Annotated in this window: 9 protein-coding genes; 6 read left to right on the top strand and 3 right to left on the bottom strand. The window is 68.0% G+C overall.

Annotated elements, in window-relative coordinates:
• Positions 1–5: 5 nt before the first annotated feature.
• Positions 6–1,679 (bottom strand): response regulator, encoded by a 1,674-nt coding sequence (locus tag KY496_RS08395; protein ID WP_219864473.1) that lies wholly within the window; start codon positions 1,677–1,679, stop codon positions 6–8.
• Between the two features lie 16 nt (positions 1,680–1,695).
• Positions 1,696–3,183 carry an ATPase domain-containing protein gene (locus KY496_RS08390; protein ID WP_219864472.1) on the bottom strand — a complete coding sequence of 496 codons (1,488 nt, stop codon included), beginning with the start codon at positions 3,181–3,183 and terminating at the stop codon, positions 1,696–1,698.
• 224 nt (positions 3,184–3,407) lie between these two features.
• On the opposite strand from KY496_RS08390, the gene KY496_RS08385 reads away from it, so the two are divergent.
• Both KY496_RS08385 and KY496_RS08380 read left to right on the top strand, forming a co-directional pair.
• Positions 3,408–3,647: a hypothetical protein gene (locus KY496_RS08385; RefSeq protein ID WP_229520475.1), complete on the top strand. Its 240-nt coding sequence runs from the start codon at positions 3,408–3,410 to the stop codon at positions 3,645–3,647.
• 151 nt (positions 3,648–3,798) lie between these two features.
• Positions 3,799–5,157 carry a VCBS repeat-containing protein gene (locus KY496_RS08380; protein ID WP_219864470.1) on the top strand — a complete coding sequence of 453 codons (1,359 nt, stop codon included), beginning with the start codon at positions 3,799–3,801 and terminating at the stop codon, positions 5,155–5,157.
• A gap of 3 nt (positions 5,158–5,160) precedes the next feature.
• Here the strand turns inward: KY496_RS08380 and KY496_RS08375 are convergent, their stop codons facing one another.
• Positions 5,161–6,288 (bottom strand): metallophosphoesterase, encoded by a 1,128-nt coding sequence (locus KY496_RS08375; RefSeq protein ID WP_219864469.1) that lies wholly within the window; start codon positions 6,286–6,288, stop codon positions 5,161–5,163.
• Positions 6,289–6,631: 343 nt separating this feature from the next.
• Here KY496_RS08375 and KY496_RS08370 point away from each other — a divergent pair, with 343 nt between their 5' ends.
• The 4 genes from KY496_RS08370 to KY496_RS08355 all read left to right on the top strand — a co-directional run bounded on the left by KY496_RS08370 (position 6,632) and on the right by KY496_RS08355 (position 17,144).
• On the top strand, positions 6,632–9,817 hold the full coding sequence (locus tag KY496_RS08370; RefSeq protein WP_219864468.1) for a TonB-dependent receptor: 3,186 nt from the start codon (positions 6,632–6,634) through the stop codon (positions 9,815–9,817).
• A gap of 62 nt (positions 9,818–9,879) precedes the next feature.
• A complete protein-coding gene (locus KY496_RS08365) occupies positions 9,880–12,576 on the top strand; it encodes a glycoside hydrolase family 2 protein (RefSeq protein ID WP_219864467.1) in 2,697 nt (898 codons plus the stop codon).
• Positions 12,577–12,590: 14 nt separating this feature from the next.
• Positions 12,591–15,929: a GH92 family glycosyl hydrolase gene (locus tag KY496_RS08360; protein ID WP_219864466.1), complete on the top strand. Its 3,339-nt coding sequence runs from the start codon at positions 12,591–12,593 to the stop codon at positions 15,927–15,929.
• Between the two features lie 228 nt (positions 15,930–16,157).
• Positions 16,158–17,144 carry a LacI family DNA-binding transcriptional regulator gene (locus KY496_RS08355; protein ID WP_219864465.1) on the top strand — a complete coding sequence of 329 codons (987 nt, stop codon included), beginning with the start codon at positions 16,158–16,160 and terminating at the stop codon, positions 17,142–17,144.
• The last annotated feature ends 12 nt before the right edge of the window (positions 17,145–17,156 follow it).

The raw sequence follows: 17,156 nt of genomic DNA, 5'->3' as shown, positions 1-17,156 counted from the left end.
GCGCGTCAGCGGGTCGGCCGCTGGCGCTCCCCGCGGCGGTCGCCGTCGCCGATAGTGCGCTTGCGCAGCGCGGTGACGAAGGCGTCGTTGATGGCGCCGAGCGAAGAAGGCTTGCGCACGAACTGCACCTTCAGGTCCTGCAGCCGTTCGGGCGACAGCATGTAGCCGCTGGTGAGCACCACCGGCAGCGCCGGATGGCGCTCGGCCAGCCAGCGCGCCAGCTCGATGCCGTCCATCTCTCCCGGCATCATCACGTCCGAGAACACCAGGTCGACCTCTGCCAGGTCGCAAGCGATCGCGGCAGCGGCGCCCGTGACCAGGCGCACTTCGACGCCCAGCGATTGCAGCAGCGCGCCGGTCGCGTCGGCCACGTCGGGGTCATCCTCGACGTACAGCACGCGCAGGCCGCTCAGGCCGTCGGCGCGCAGGGCGGATGGATCGATGCCGGGGGGCGCGGCCTGCTCCTCGCTGCGCGGCAGCAGGATGCCGATCGTGGTGCCGGCCGGATCGCGCCGGATGAAGGCCAGGCCCTGGCTCTGGATGGCGAAGCCGTAGACCTGCGACAGTCCGAGTCCGGTGCCCTTGCCCATCGGCTTGGTGGTGAAGAAGGGCTCGAAGGCCTGGCGCGCCGTCTCCTCGCTCATGCCGTGGCCGTCGTCGCTGACGAGCAGGCCGACGAAGTCGCCGGCCAGGTGGCCGCCTTCCGGCAGCGCGGGGTCGGGCAGGGTCCAGTTGCGCGCCGCCAGCGTCAGCACGCCGCCGTCCGGCATGGCGTCGCGCGCATTGCCGGCGACGTTCAGCACTGCCGCGTCGAGTTGGGCCGGATCGACCACCACGCGCCACAGGCCGGGCGCGACGTCGCTGCGCAGCTCGATGCCAGGGCCCAGCGTGCGCAGGATCATGTCCGAGGTGGCGCGCAGCTGCGCGCGCAGGTCGACCGCGACGCTGGCCAGCGGCTGGCGGCGGGCATAGGCCAGCAGCTGCTGGGTCAGCGACGAGCCGTGGCCGGCGGCGCGCCGGATGCCGTCCAGCGCGCGCGTCACGCGCGCGTCGAGGCTGTTCGCCAGCAGCATGCGCAGCAGGGTTTCGCTGCCGGCCACCACCTGCAGGATGTTGTTGAAGTCATGGGCGATGCCGCCCGTGAGCTTGCCGAGCGATTCCAGCCGGCGCGCCTCGGCCAGCGCCTGTTCGACCCGGCGCCGCTCGAGCACCTCGCGCTCGAGCGAAGCGGTGCGCCGCGCCACCGTCGCCTCGAGTTCGCCGGCATGGCCGGCCAGCTGCGCCAGCTGGTCGCGCACGGCGAACTGCAGGCGCCGCGTGCGCAGCGCCGAACGCAGCGCCATCGCCAGCGCCAGGCGCGCGGTGGGACGGATGAGCAAGGTCACGTTGCCGAGTTCGCCGAGGCGCCGGAAGCGGCCGTCGTCGACCTCGCGGCTGTCGGCGTCGGCCAGCACCAGGATCGGCAGGTCGGACCACGCCGGCTGGCGGCGCAGCCGGTCCGCCAGGTCCTGCAGCGCGCAGCGCGCCAGGCCTTCTTCGGTGATGACGACGGCGAGCGCGCCGTCGCCCAGCGCGGCGTAGAATTCAAGAGCGTCGGCGCAGGTCCTGGCCGCCACGCCCTCGTGCTCGACGATCGCGCGCAGGGCGGCGGCGTCGCCCGCCAGCGGGGCGAACACCACGACCGCTTGTGTCGCCTCAGGCGCCAAGGGCCGCCACCCCGATGTCGTCGTCCTTGCTCTGCACCCGATCACCGATGCGGATGCCGTCGTCGGTCAGCTCGAGCTCGCGGATCTCGTGCACGTGCGGTCCCTGGCGCTTCTTGAGCACGCACAGCGCCTTGCACACCACGTGGTCGCGCTCGTAGTAGCGCAGCGAGATGATGTTGTCGGTGATGATGCTGACAGCGTCCGGCTCCTTCGAGGTGTCCAGCCGCTGCGAATGGGCGCCGACGACGATCGACGACACGCTCATATTGCTCAGGTAAGAGAACAGCTCGTTCATCTGCGGCAGCAGCGACTTCTCTTGCCGGATCACGTCCAGGTAAGAGTTGATGCTGTCGATGATCACCAGCCTGACGTCGTGGTCTTCGACCAGGCGCCGCACGCTCCAGATGAATTCGCCGGGCGAGATGCGCGATGGATTGACGCGGCGCAGGAAGAAGCGGCGGTTGTCGTCCGGATCCGCGGCATCGCCGGCGCCGGCGTCGCCGGTGTCGAGGTCCCGGACCGGCCCTTCGCCCATGTCCGCGACCAGGCGCGAACGCAGCGTCGATTCGGATTCATCGAAATTGAAGTAGGCGACCCGCAGGCCCGACCTGACCGCCGACAGCGCATACTGGAGCGCCAGCGTGGTCTTGCCCACGCCGGAGGGCCCCAGCACCATCGTCGAGCTGCCGGCGACCAGCGGCCCTCCGGCCAGTTCGTCGAGGGTCGCGATGCCGCTCACGATGTCGTTGCGCTGCGGCGGCCGGTGATGTTCCTGCGCGATCAGGCTCGGGAAGACCAGGATCTCGCCGGGAAGAATCTTGTAGTCGTGCCAGCCGCTCTGGAAGCTGCCGCCCCGCATCTTGACGACGTGCAGGCGACGGCGGGCGGCGCCGAAGCTGCGCTCCACGTATTCCAGCGAGATCACGCCATGCACGGCGCTTTGCAGCTCGTATTCGCGGCCATCCGAAGTGATGTCGTCGAGCAGCAGCACGGTCGCGCCGATGCGGCTGAGGCGCTCGCGCAGGGCGATGATCTGGCGCCGGTAGTGGGCGCTATCGCGCGCCAGCAGCCGGCTCTCGACCATCGAATCGATCACCACGCGCGCGGGACGCGCCTGCTCGACGCGGTCGGCGATGCGGTTGACCAGCTCGGCCAGCTCGCTGTCGGTCGGCAGCAGGATGCTCTGCGGCGCCGGCTGCGGCGGCAGCGGGATCATGTCGACGATCTCGACCCCGTCCAGGTTCCAGCCGTGGTTGGCCGCGGTGGCGCGCAGTTCGTCCTCCGCTTCGGACAGGCTCAGATACAGGCCGGCGTCGTCGCTGGCCACGCCCTCGATCAGGTAGCGCAGGCCGAGCGTGGTCTTGCCGGTGCCCGGCCGGCCTTCGATCAGGTGGATGCGGTTGCGCAGCAGGCCGCCGTGCAGCACTGCATCGAGTTCCGGGATTCCAGTGACAACGCGTTGCGGGCAATGGGTCATGTCGGTTTCGTTGATGGCTCGAAGGCCTGCCACGTCGCGGGCAGGACCGGGATTATGATGAAAATATGATAACAATCTTGACTGAACAGCGGCGCAAGATTGGAACTCCCTGGCGTTTATTGGCGTGAGGCAATGTTCTCTGATGATGGCGGGACTACCATCGGGTAGCGGCCGGGGCGCCGCGCCGGTCCCATCGAGGAGGTGACACTGCCATGGTGCATGACATGAAGTCCGTCAGGGAAGTCGCGGCCGAACTGCGGCAAGCGTGGCGCGCGGCGTCCGGATTCCTGCTCAGCATCGAGCTGTGGCTGATGGTGCTGGTGGCTGCCAGCATGGTCGCCGGGTTCTGGCTGGCCTTCATGGGCCAGCCTTGCTGCCTGCTGGCTTTCGGCGTCGCGCTCGGCTACCCGGCGCTGCGCATCGTGCTGCACCTCAAGGGGCGTCTCGCCTGGCCGTTCTTCTGAGGCTCTCGGCCGGCGTCCGGCTGGATTGCCAGGTCTGCTATGCTGCGCGCTTGGCGCTCAATCGCCGCTCAATTGCTGCTCAGTTGCTGCTTAATTGCTGCTCAATTGTTGCTCAATCGCCGCTCATTTGCAGCTCATGGAGAACACATCGATGACGTTTGACCCTTGCGCCAAGCCGCGCAGCGCCTGTTCGATCCGGCTCGCCACGGCCGTCGCGCTGGCCCTCGGGACGGTGGGCGGCAGCGCCGCCCAATCCGTCCGCGACCCCGCCTATGACGCCTTTGCGTTGATCCCCGAGGCGCCGGGTTCCGCCTGGATCGACGCGACCCTGCCCAAGGTCCCGGTCGCGCCGGCCCTGCACGCGACCGACTCCGTGCTCATCGACGTCGACCACGACGGCGACCTCGACATCGTCGTCTCGGTGGAACATGGCGTCAACCGCCTGTACCGTAACGACGGCGGCGGCAAGCTGACCTACGTCCCGGACGCATTCGGCGCCCGCATGCACGACAGCGAACACGTGCGCGCCGCCGATGTCGACCGCGACGGCCATATGGACGTGGTGTTCGTGGCCGAGGCCGACGAAGTTCACCAGCTCTACCTGGGCGACGGCAAGGGCGGCTTCGTCGACGCCAGCGCGCGCCTGCCGGCCCACAGCCAGGGCAATGCTCTGGCGCTCGGCGACGTCGATGGCGACGGCCTGCCCGACATCTTCATCGGCAGCACCGGCGAGGCGGGCGGCGGCAAGGAGGTGGCGGCGAAGAACCTGCTGTTCCTCGGTGATCCCAAGCGGCCCGGATACTTCGTCGATGCCTCCGCCACCCACCTGCCGCAGGGGAACGACCAGACCGAGGGCGCGGCGCTGGCCGACATGGATGGCGACGGTGACCTCGACCTGCTGCTGGCCAGTCCCAGCCAGCCGAACCGGCTCCTGATCAACGACGGCAAGGGCCGGTTCAAGGACGAGTCGCACCGGCTCGAGCTGAAGGCGCCGATGGAAACGCGCGAAGTGCAGGTGCTGGACGCGAACGGCGACGGCAAGCTCGACATCGTGTTCTTCAACATCACCAGCAACAACGCCGGCTGGGACAAGGATCCGCAAACCCGCTTGCTGGTCAACGACGGCAAGGGACGCTACCGCGACGAGACTGCAAAGCGCCTGCCGGCCCACACCTTCTCGAGCTGGGCCGGCACGGTGGTCGATTTCAACGGCGACGGCGCGCCGGACCTGCTGGTGGGCGCGATCCAGGTGCCGGGCTTCGTGCCGCTGCAGCCGCGCGCCTGGCAGAACGACGGCAAGGGCCATTTCAAGGACGTGACCCTGGCGGTGCTGCCGGGCGTGACCGTCGGCCGCAGCTGGAGCATGGGCAAGGGCGACCTCGATGGCGACGGCAAGGCCGACGTCTTCATCGGCGGCTGGGGCACCCAGGCGCGACTGCTGCTGAGCGACATCGAGAAGCACCGGGCGTCGCTGCCGCCGGTGCCGAAGCTCGAGAAGAAGGCGCGCTGAGGGTCAGCGCGCCGGCCTGAGGATGAATTCCGTGATTTCGGCCGGCACCCCGAGCCGGATCGGGAAGCCGTTCCACAGGCCGGTGCCGTTGCTGACGTACAGCTGCATGCCGCCAATGCGGTAGCTGCCCGAGACGTAGCCGCCATTCGCGCGTTTCACGACCTGGTCGACGCCCCGGATCATGCCCCCATGGGTGTGGCCCGACAGCTGGACGTCGATCCCCGACTCGGCATTGGCGGCGACGCCGATCGGCTGGTGGCTGAGCAGCACGACCGGCGCGTCCGGCGCCGCGCCTTCGAGCGCGCGGCGCGTGCTTGGTCCCTCCATGCCGAAGCGCGGCGCCACCCGGTCGGTGATGCCGGCGATCGTCAGGCGGCCGCCCTCATGGTCGATCGTGGCGTGGCGGTTGACCAGCACGCGCATCCCCAGCCCTTCGAAGGTGCGCGTCCAGCGCTCGGCGCCGAAATAATATTCGTGGTTACCGAGGCTGGCGATCACGCCGTGCCGGGCCGCCAGGTCGGCCAGCGGCCGCACGTCGCCCGCGCGCGCCTGCGGCGAACCGTCGATCAGGTCGCCGGTGATGACGACCAGGTCGGGGCGCAGCGCATTGCTGCGCTCGACCACCTCGCGCACCCAGTCGCCGTGCATCAGGCGGCTGATGTGCAGGTCGGTCAGCTGCACCATCCGGAACCCATCCAGGGCCGGGGGCAGGTCGCGGATCGCCAGCTCGACCCGGCGCACCTCGGGCGCCTGGATCGCCTGGCCCACGCCGACGGCCGACAGCAGCGTGCCGGCGGCGACGACGGCATAGCGCAAACGCAGCGTCAGGCGCGCATCGATGGCGCGTCCGCGGCGCAGCGCCCAGGCGGCCAGCAGGGCCAGGTCGGCCAGCAGCTGCAGCAGGAGCACCAGCAGGAAGCTGCAATACAACCAGCCCAGCAGGATGATGAAGATGCGCGGGATCTCGGGCGAGAACATCGTGCCGAACACCCATTTCTGGATCATGTGGTGCTGGCAGACCAGCAGCAGGGCCAGGCCCAGGCCGATCCGGGTGAAGCGGTGCAGGGGGAGGGGAACGATCAGGCGCAGTACGAGGTACAGATAGGCTAGATACACATAGGGGAAAAACACAGCGGCAACACTCTTGTCTCTGGTTAAGTTGCCGCGATCATATCGCACCCGGCGCCAGGAAACGGGGCTGCGCACGGTTTATCGGCGTTTACTAAACTTCGCTAAACTTCGCCCTTTCGGCGAAAGACTGTTGAGTGCAAGTTCTTTCCTTTGTATAAATTCGCTTGTTGTTACACGAAGACCTCTGCTATGCACGCGGCATCACTGTCGTTTAGTAAATCCCTGTGAACGCTATCATTCCCGCGTTCCGAACCCCGGGGAGAGCACGGCACGCCGCTCGATGGAGCCCGCAAGGTTCCGCCTAAAAGAAAGCCCGCCACAGGGCACGACCAGGAGACACACGATGACTTCAAGAACCCAAGCCGCTTCCCGGCAGCTGCGCTGCCGCGTCACGCCCATCGCCACGGCGGTCGGGATTGCGCTGCTGTCCCTTTCCAACGCCTATGCGCAGAGCGAGGCCGCGCCGGCGCCATCGGCCGACCAGCCGGTCCAGCCCGCGGCGCAGTCGCCGGCAGGCTCGGCGCTGCCGACGCCGGCCCAGCAAAACGCCGCCAGCCCGGCGGCAACGGTCAAGGTGACCGGCTTCCGCTACGCGATCGAGAAAAGCCTCGACCAGAAACGCGACGCCAACTCGATCGTCGAGGTGGTCACCGCCGAAGACGTCGGCAAGTTCCCGGACAAGAACGTGGCCGACGCGCTGCAGCGCGTGCCGGGCGTGGTCGTCACCCGCAGCGGCGGCGAGGGCAAGAACGTCAGCGTGCGCGGCCTGTCGTCCGACCTGACCCTGACCCAGCTGAACGGCAACTACGTCGCCACCGCCGAATCGAACGGCGATCCGACCCGCTCGTTCAACTACATGCTGATGCCGTCGAATATGCTGGCCAGCGCGGAGCTGTACAAGACGTCCGAGGCGCGCTTCGACGAGGGCGGCATCGGCGGCACCGTGATCCTGCGCACCCGCCGTCCGCTGGACGTCAAGTCGGGTTCCGGCTTCGTCAACGTCGAAGGCACCTGGGCCGACACCACCAAGAAGACCGACCCGCAGTATTCCGGCCAGTACGCCTGGCACGACGAGAGCAACCGCTTCGGCGTCCTGGTCGGCTTCACCAAGCAGAAGCGCACCACCCGCACCATGGGCGCCAGCACCGAGAACTGGCAGTGGTATGCCGACGACTACGACGCGCAGCCGCCGGTCGACGTCAACGGCAATCCATCGGGCCTGAATTCGTTCTGGTGGGGCGAGTCGGGCTTCTACGACCAGTCGGGCAAGTACTACAGCAAGTTCGCGATGCCGACCTCGGTCAACATGGACGTGCGCGAGACCGAGCGCGAACGCAAGGGCGGCCAGATCACCCTGCAGTTCAAGCCGCTGCGCAACCTGAACATGACGGCCAACTACTTCCGCTTCGACCTGCAGCAGAACTCCCAGCTGAACCAGCTGAAGGTCCCGGAATGGAATATCGCGCGCTATGACGGCGACGGCAACTGGCCGGGCGGACGCCTGCTCGACGGCCTCACCTTCGACCCGAGCGGCACGGTCGTCACCGGCGCCCAGTACAGCGCGCATCCCGGCAAGGCCTATTACTGCAACAGCGCCCAGGCCGGCGCGGGCGGCCTGACCAACACCGGCGGCTTCGGTCCGGACGACTGCACCATCCCGACCCCGCAGATCACCGGCAGCTACAGCCGCGAGAAGGCGCTGTCGCAGACCGCCGACTTCGAAGTCGAATGGAAGGGCGATGCGGTCGACGCCAGCTTCAAGGCCGGCCGCACCTGGGCCAAGGGCGGTCCCGAGCTGCAGTTCGGGATGCCGATCAAGCCGCGCGTGCAGAACGCCGACGGCAGCTGGACCCTCGGTAACACCGCGACCTCGTGGGATGTGTCGGGCACGCCGACCATGACCTTCGCGCCGGAACTGATGCAGAACCTGCGCAACGGCATCGGCGAGATCGACCTCGGCTCGACCTCGTCCTCGTGGACCCGCAACAGCACCGAGCAGAATTACGCCCAGACCGACCTGACCTGGCACGCCGACAGCAGCTGGCTCGATTCGATCCAGTTCGGCGCCAAGTACCGCGACGGCGGCACCAGCCGCAGCACCGGCAACAACTACTGGGTGTGCCAGGGCACCGACCCGGGCGACTACGACAACCGCTACCAGAACGGCTGCGACGCCAACGCCAACAAGTTCCGCCCCGAGTTCCTGTACAACGAATCGCTGGGCAACCTGACCAACGGTCTCAAGGCCAGCGCCTTCCCCGGAATTGACTATCCGGCCTACATCGCGTACCTGAACCAGACCTACGGCGACATGCAGACCCGTAACGAGGACAACTTCATCTACAACGTGGACGAGAAGATCACCTCGATGTACCTGCAGGCCAACATCAAGACCGACCGCCTGCGCGGCAACTTCGGCGTGCGCGTGGTCCGCACGAAGCAGCATGCCGATTCTACCGACAAGGTCGACTACTACAACGACTACTTCTTCGACGGCCCGGACGGCACGCCGGCGCCATGCCAGGCCGGCGGCCTGCCGGCGGCCGGCGCGCCCGCGGGTTCAGGCTGCACCAGCGGCTTTACCGTGGTGCCGGACAGCCAGACCAATCCGGCCACCGGCCACGTGTCGACCTATGTGGTCAGCTCGCTCGACCGCAAGTACACCGACGTGCTGCCGAGCCTGAACATCGCGTATGACCTGACCGACACCCTGCTGCTGCGCGCGGCGGCCTCCAAGGTGGTGGCGCGTCCGAGCTACAACGACATCGGCGCGCCGGGCGCACTGAACTACTACAGCCAGGAATACGTCGAGGACCGCCGCCTGATCGGCGGCGGCGACCGCCAGGGCTGGTATGGTTCGGGCAGCAACAAGGACCTGGAACCGTACCAGGCGACCCAGTACGACGTCGGCCTGGAGTGGTACTTCCACCGTGGCTCGGTGCTCGGCATGGGCCTGTTCCGCAAGAATGTGCAGAACTTCGCGGTGCCGGTGGTGCGCGACGTGACCCTGAACATCGGCGGCGACGCGATCGCGGTCCAGAACTACGCGACCAGCGCCGGCGGACGCGATGCGGTGTCGAAGGGGATCGAGCTGTATGGCCAGCACACCTTCGACAACGGTTTCGGCATCCAGGCCAACTACACGTACAACAAGACCAACCAGGCCGCGATCACGCTGGCGGACGGCACCGAGATCGGCACCTCGCCGCTGGTCGGCAGCGCGAAGAACCAGGCCAACCTGACGGTGTTCTACTCGAACGACAAGCTGATGCTGCGCGCCTCGTACAACCGCCGCGGCGAAGTGGTCAACGGCCTGATGAACGGCTTGAACGTGTACGAGGAACCGTACAGCCAGGTCGACCTGAACGCTTCCTACAACTTCACGCCGGAACTGAGCCTGACGGCGTCGGTCCTGAACCTGACCGAGGAAGAGTCGCGCTCGCACCTGGGCAACGACACCAAGCAGCGCTTCTACTCCAACAACTACGCCGGCCGTGTCGCGTACATGGGCCTGAACTACAAGTTCTGAGCCCCGTTCCATCCTCCCCGCGCCGCCCGGCCCGGGGAGGATTTTCTCATTCTGGACAAGCCATGAACATGCACGAACATGCCCGCGCCGCCGGGCCTTGGCCGGGACGGTGGTGCGCGCGCTTTGTGTCGGGATTGATCCTGGCCCTGGCCGCAGGCATGGCGGCGGCGCCGGCCGCCGCCGCACGGCTCGTGATCGACCAGGGATGGACCTTCCGTTTGCTGCCCGGCCATGCCCAGGGCAACACCCATGTGGAAGCGCTGCCGTCGCGCGCCGCGACCGTCCCGGGCACCGTGCATACCGACCTGCTGGCGCACGGCGTGATCCCGGACCCCTATGTCGGCGCGCCCGAAGGCGGCCTGCAGTGGATCGGCCTGGCCGACTGGGAATACCGCACCAGCTTCGACGTCCCGGGCGCCACCCTGCGCGCCGCGCGCAGCGACCTGGTGTTCGCGGGCCTCGACACCTTCGCCGAGGTCTGGCTCAACGGCGTCAGGTTGTTCGAGGCCGACAATGCCTTCCGCACCTGGCGCGTGCCGGTCGAGGGCCGGCTGCGCGCGGAGGGCAACATCCTGCGCGTCGTGCTGCGCTCGCCGATCGCGAAGATGCTGCCGCAGGTGGCCGCGATGCCGCACAAGATCGCCGGCAACTATCCGTCTCCGTACGGCGACGAGCCGCAGGACGCCATGACCGGCAACTTCGTGCGCAAGCCCGGCTACCACTATGGCTGGGATTGGGGCCCGCGCTACGTCAGCGCCGGGATCACGAAACCGGTGGTGCTGCAAAGCTGGGATGTGGTGCGCATCGACGACCTGCAGCTGCGCCAGGACCGCGTGGATGCCGCGCGCGCCGAGGTCAGCGCGATCGCCGCGCTCGACGTCGTGCGCGCCAAACGCGCCGAGTTGCGCCTGTGGCAGACGGCCCCCGACGGCAAGCGCACACTGGCCGCTTCCAGGCGCGTCGACCTGGCCGCCGGCGCCAACCGGATCGCGCTGCCGGTGCGGGTCGATTATCCGCAGCGCTGGTTCCCCAACGGGTATGGCGCGCAGCCGCTGTACCGCTACGAGCTCGAGGTCCGCGACGGCAGGGAGACCCTGGCCACGCATGCCGCGCGCACCGGCCTGCGCAGCGTCGAGCTGCGGCGCGACCCGGATGCGCGCGGCAGCAGCTTCCACTTCGTCGTCAACGGCATCCCGGTGTTCGCCAAGGGCGCCAACTCCATCCCCTTCGACATGTTCCAGCCGCGCGTGAGCCGCGAACAGCTGCGCCGCGTGCTGGAGTCGGCCAGGAACGCCAATATGAACATGCTGCGCAGCTGGGGCGGCGGTTATTACGAGGGCGAGGATTACTACGACCTGGCCGACGAGCTGGGATTGATGGTGTGGCAGGACTTCATGTTCGGCGGCGGCATGCAGCCGGCCTACGACGAGGCCTTCCGCGCCAGCGTGGTGCACGAGGCGCGCGACCAGGTGCGGCGCCTGCGCAACCGCCCCAGCGTCGTCCTCTGGTGCGGCAATAACGAGGAAGAGATCGCGTGGAAGTACTGGGGCCACCGCAAGACCCTGGAAAAGGCCGACCCGGCGTTCGCCGACCGGGTGTGGAAGGGCTATGTGCAGCTGTTCGGCGTCGACCTGCGCAAGGTGGTGGAGCAAGAGGGCGGCGGCATCGGCTACTGGTCCAGCTCTCCCGGCAACGACCTGCAGGAAGTCGCCAACACCCCGGCCGCCGGCGACATGCACTACTGGGAAGTGTGGGGCAATCCGGCCCATCCGGTGTCGACCTACTTGGACGTCACGCCGCGCTTCATGTCCGAGTACGGCCTGCAGGCCTGGCCGGACCAGCGCACCATCGACGCTTTTGCCCGCCGTGACCAGCAGCGCATCGACCATCCGGTGATCGAGGCGCACCAGAAGTTCATGGCCGGCAAGGGCAATGCGCGCCTGCTGAAATACGTGCGCGAGGAATTCGGCGAACCGGCCGATTTTGCGGGCTTCGCCTACCTGAGCCAGGCGATGCAGGCCGAGGGCATCGAACTGGCCGCGCTGCACCACCGGCGCAGCCGTCCGAACACGATGGGTTCGCTGTACTGGCAACTCAACGACGTGTGGCCGGGGGCGTCATGGTCGGGCATCGACTGGTTCGGCCGGCCCAAGGCGCTGCAGTTCCATGCGCGGCGCTTCTTCGCGCCGGTCGCGCTGGCGGCGCTGCGCGACGCCGCCGGCAATACGAAAGTCAGCCTGCTCAACGACCGCACGCACGCCGTGCAAGGCGAACTGCGCACACGCGTCATGACATTGGACGGCAAGCTGCTGCGCGACGAGCGCAAGGCGGTCGAGATCGCGCCGCTGTCGGCGTTCGAGGCGGCTGGCTACCGTGACGCCGACCTGCTCGGCGGCGCCGATCCGGCGTCCACCGTCGCCGTGTTCGAGTTGCACGCTGAAGGTGAAGCGCCATCACGCGGCGTCGTGTACTTCAAGCCGGCGAAGGAGATCACCTGGCATCAGGCCGGTCTGCGCGCCGAACTGCGCCGCGACGGCGATGGCTACGTCGTCGAGATCGAGGCCGCCCGGCTCGCACGCGCGGTCTGGATCGATTTCGGCGCGCTGGACGCCGAGCTGCCGGACAACGCCCTGACGGTGCTGCCGGGCGAGCGCGTCCAGCTGCGCTTGAACTCCACCGCCGATGAAGACGCCCTGCGCGCCGCCATGAACATCCGCTCGCTGTCTGACGCCGTGCGGGCCATTACAACAACACCATAGGAGACCGTCCTCACATGAAGAAGACGCACACCATATCCGCTGCTGTGACTCTGCTGCTGGCCGCAAGCGCTGCCGGCGCCGCCGAGCCCCGCTTCTCGACTTCCTTCGAATCCGGCCAGCCGGCGCCGGCCGCGCTGACGGGTGAGGGCGTGAAGGTGGCGCTGGGCGACGGCCCGGAACGCCCGTACGCCGCCAGGAAGAAGGCCGGCTATACCGGCGCCCAGGCCTTGCACTACCGTGCCGAAGGCCAGGGCGGCCGCCTGCAGCTGTACGCGGTCGATATCGAGGTCAAGCCCGATACGGTGCTGTCGTGGATGGTCTTGCCCGAGATCGTCGACGGCGACATCGACACGTCGACCCACGTCTCGCTCGACCTGGTGCTGGACGACGGTCGCCGGATCTCGAGCCTCGACTTGCGCGACCACCACGGCGTGCGCCTGGGCGCCAGCGCCCAGGGCCAGTCGAAGACCTTGTATCCGCAGCAATGGGCGCACAAGGCGGTACGGCTGGGCAGCCTGAAAGGACGCCGCATCAAGTCGATCGAACTGGAGCTGCGCCCCACCGCCAAGGGCGGCGCCAGCGGCTGGATCGACGACGTCGCGGTGAGCGAACAGGCCATCGCGCAGGTCGCGCGCCTGTCCGACCACGTGCTGACCACGCGCGGCACCCAGGCCAACGGCACCTTCTCGCGCGGTAACAACATCCCGGCCGCCGCCGTGCCGCATGGCTTCAATTTCTGGACCCCGGCCACCGACGCCGGCACCCTGAGCTGGCTGTATCGCTGGAACGAGCAGAACGACGCGAATAACCGCCCGCGCCTGCAGGCGCTGTCGCTCAGCCACCAGCCCAGCCCGTGGATGGCCGACCGCCAGACTTTCCAGATCATGCCCTCGGCCGCACAGGGCCGTCCCGACGCCGACCGCCAGCGCCGCGCGCTGCCGTTCGCGCACGACGGGGAACTCGCGCGTCCCTACACCTACCGCGTCGATTTCGACAACGGCATCCGCGCCGAGCTGGCGCCGACCTCGCGCGCCGCGATCTTCCGTTTCCGCTTCCCCGAGAACGGCGACGCCAACCTGCTGTTCGATAACGTCGACGACCGCGGCGGCCTGACCCTGGACGCGGCGACCCAGACCCTGCGCGGCTATACCGACACCCGCAGCGGCCTGTCGAACGGCGCCACGCGCATGTTCGTGTTCGCGCGCTTCGACCAGCGCTGGCAGGACAGCGGCGCGATCGAGACCGGCCGTCCGACCGGTTTCATCAAGTTCGCGGCGGACAAGGGCGAGGTGCGGATGCGCATCGCCACCTCGCTGATCTCGGTCGAGCAGGCGCAGCGCAACCTGGACCTGGAGATCGGCGACGCCGGCTTCGATGCCGTGCGCGAACGCGCGCAGGCGGCGTGGGATGCGGAACTGGGCCGGGTCAAGGTCGACGGCGCCAGCGAAGACCAGCTGACCACCGTCTATTCGAACCTGTATCGCCTGTTCCTGTATCCGAACGTCGCCCACGAGAACGTCGGCACCGCCGCCAGGCCCGACTGGCGCCACGCCGACCAGAGCGGCTGGTCGAAGGACAAGACCGGCGGCGATGCGCTGCGCACGTCGGCGCCCGTGGTCCCCGGCCAGGTCTATGTCAACAACGGCTTCTGGGACACCTTCCGCACCACCTGGCCGGCATATGCGCTGTTCGCGCCGAAGCGCGCCGGCGAGATGGTCGACGGCTTCCTGCAGCAGTACCGCGACGGCGGCTGGGTGGCGCGCTGGTCGTCGCCGGGCTACGCCGACCTGATGGTCGGCACCAGCTCCGACGTGGCCTTCACCGACGCCTGGCTCAAGGGCGTGCGCGGCTTCGACGCGCACCAGGCCTACGAGGCGGCGCTGAAGAACGCGACCGCCGTCCCGCCGGTCTCGAACGTCGGCCGCAAGGGCCTGGCGCAGTCGATGTACCGCGGCTATGCCGACACCTCGGTCCACGAAGGCATGTCGTGGACGCTGGAAGGCGCGCTGAACGATTTCGGCCTGGCGCAGCTGGCCGCCGCGCTGGCCGGCGAAGAAGGAGAGGGTGGCAACGACAGCGCGCGCGGCCGCCGCTACCGCGAGGAGGCCGCCTACTTCCGCGCCCGGGCCGCCGATTATGCCCATGTCTACGACCCGGCGACCAGGTTCTTCCGCGGCCGCGACGCAAAGGGCGGGTGGCGCGTGCCGGCGAAGGACTTCGATCCGCGCCGCTGGGGCGGCGACTACACCGAGGCCAACGCCTGGACCTTCGCCTTCACCGTGCCGCACGACGCGGAAGGGCTGGCGAGCCTGATGGGCGGCCGCCAGGTGCTGGCCAGCCGTCTCGACGAGTTCTTCGCCACGCAAGAGACGGCGGAAGCGAAGTATTCTGGCAGCTACCGCCAGGTGATCCACGAGATGACCGAGGCGCGCGACGTCCGCATGGGCATGTACGCCCACAGCAACCAGCCGGCCCACCACATCCCCTGGATGTACGTCGCCGCCGGCCAGCCGTGGAAGACGCAGCAGATCACGCGCGAGATCATGCGCCGCCTGTACCTGGGCAGCGAGATCGGCCAGGGCTATGCGGGCGACGAGGACAATGGCGAGATGTCGGCCTGGTACACCTTCGCCATGCTGGGCCTGTATCCGCTGCGGATGGGCTCTCCCGAGTACGTGATCGGCTCGCCGGCCTTCGCGCGCAGCGAGGTCACGCTCGAGAACGGCCGCAAGCTCACCGTGATCGCCCATGGCAACAGCCAGGACAACGTCTACGTGCAGTCGCTGAAGGTGAACGGTAAACCGTGGAACCAGCCCTGGATCCGCCACGCCGACATCGCCGCCGGCGTCACGCTGGAATTCACGATGGGCAGCAAGCCCTCGACCTGGGGCAGCGATCCGAGCACCTTGCCGGCATCGATGACCGCCGCCGGGCGGCGTCCCGCCGGCCTGGTCGACCGCGGCAAGGGCGCCACTGTCACGCTGGATGGCAAGCGTGCCGACGCCGCGCTGGTCGACGACGATGCGATGACGGCCACGGAAGTCCCGGCCAGTGCCGCCATCGGCTTCGCCTTCGCCAAGCCCACGACGATCAGCCATTACACCATCACCGGCGGCAAGGCGGCGCTGGGCAAGGTGACGTGGACGCTCGAAGGACGCGACGGCAAGGGCGCCTGGGTGGCGCTGGACGCACGCGAGGACGAGGTGTTTGCCTGGGAGCGCCAGCTGCGGCCGTTCGGCATCGCCAAACCGGGCGCCTACCGCGAGTACCGCCTGCGCTTCGCCCAGGGCGCGGCGTTCGAGCTGGCCGAGCTGGAGCTGCTGGAGGCCGGCGCGGCGGCGGCGCCGAAATAAGGATGCGCGACGAGGCAGGTAAATACTCGTGTTTACAGTGAACAACCAGTGTTTACTAAAAAACGCTAAAACACACGCTGTCCTACCTGCCTTTGTTGACGCTTTCGAAACGCGGCTGCTATAAATTCAAGTACAAGAACGCGACAACAAGCGTTTATTAAACCACTCAATGGAGACGATCATGTATATGGTCACGCAGATGAGCCCGATGGCGGCAAGGGCGGCGCCGTGAGCCAGGTCACGCTGCGCGACATCGCGAGCGAAACCGGGCTGTCGATCGGCACCGTCTCGCGCGCGCTCAAGAACCAGGGCGGCATGACCGAGGCGACCCGCGGCGTGGTGCGCGAGGCCGCCATCCGCCTGGGCTACGATTTCTCCCTGCTGAAGAAGGGCCGCATCCGCCGCATCGCCTTCCTGCTGCACAGCCAGCACAACACGCTCACCTCCAGTCCGTTCTTCACGCCGGTGCTGCACGGCGCCGAAGAAGCCTGCCGGCGCGAGGGCATCGCGCTGTCGCTGATCGTGGTCGGCCCGGCCGAGCCGGTGCTGGAACAGATCCGCCTGCACCAGCCCGACGCGATCCTGTGCGCCGGCTTCTTCGAGCCCGAAGTCCTGAGCGCGCTGCAGCAGACCGGCAAGCCGATGGTGCTGGTGGACATGCACCGGCGCGGCTTCACCTCGATCAATCCGGACAATATGAGCGGCGGCTATCTCGCCACCCAGCACCTGCTGCGCTGCGGCCGCAAGCGCATCGCCATGCTGTCCGGCTCCCTGGCCCACTACAGCATCCAGCAGCGCAACCGGGGCTTTCGGCAGGCGCTGTTCGACGCCAAGGTGCATGCCGATCCCAGCCTGGAAGTCATCGTGCCCACCATGGGCGAGGGCGAGGAGGGCGTGATCGAGGCGATGCGCAGCCTGCTGGCCCTGCCGAAACGCCCGGACGCGCTGTTCTGCTACAACGACAGCACCGCCCTGGTCGCCATGAAGTACTGCCTGGCCGAAGGGCTCAAGATTCCCTACGACCTCGCGATCGTCGGTTTCGACGATATCGCCGCCTCGGCCGCCGCCATCCCGCCGCTGTCCACCGTCCATGTGGACAAGGAAGCGCTGGGGCGGACCGGAGTCGACTCCCTGCTGCACAAACCCGACGAAAACCCATCCCAGATAACCCTGCCAGTCGAGATGATCGTGCGCGAGAGCAGCTACGACGACTAGCGCACACCACCC

This window comes from Massilia sp. NP310, assembly GCF_019443485.1.
GTDB lineage: Bacteria > Pseudomonadota > Gammaproteobacteria > Burkholderiales > Burkholderiaceae_D > Telluria > Telluria timonae.
The sequence above is the reverse complement of the archived record's forward strand: the minus strand, read 5'-3'. Positions and strand labels throughout refer to the sequence as shown.

Coding starts and splice junctions, on each gene's coding strand:
- KY496_RS08390 (WP_219864472.1), bottom strand. CDS start 3,183: ATGACCCATTGCCCGCAACGCGTTGTCACTGGAATCCCGGAACTCGAT.
- KY496_RS08385 (WP_229520475.1), top strand. CDS start 3,408: ATGAAGTCCGTCAGGGAAGTCGCGGCCGAACTGCGGCAAGCGTGGCGC.
- KY496_RS08380 (WP_219864470.1), top strand. CDS start 3,799: ATGACGTTTGACCCTTGCGCCAAGCCGCGCAGCGCCTGTTCGATCCGG.
- KY496_RS08370 (WP_219864468.1), top strand. CDS start 6,632: ATGACTTCAAGAACCCAAGCCGCTTCCCGGCAGCTGCGCTGCCGCGTC.
- KY496_RS08365 (WP_219864467.1), top strand. CDS start 9,880: ATGAACATGCACGAACATGCCCGCGCCGCCGGGCCTTGGCCGGGACGG.
- KY496_RS08360 (WP_219864466.1), top strand. CDS start 12,591: ATGAAGAAGACGCACACCATATCCGCTGCTGTGACTCTGCTGCTGGCC.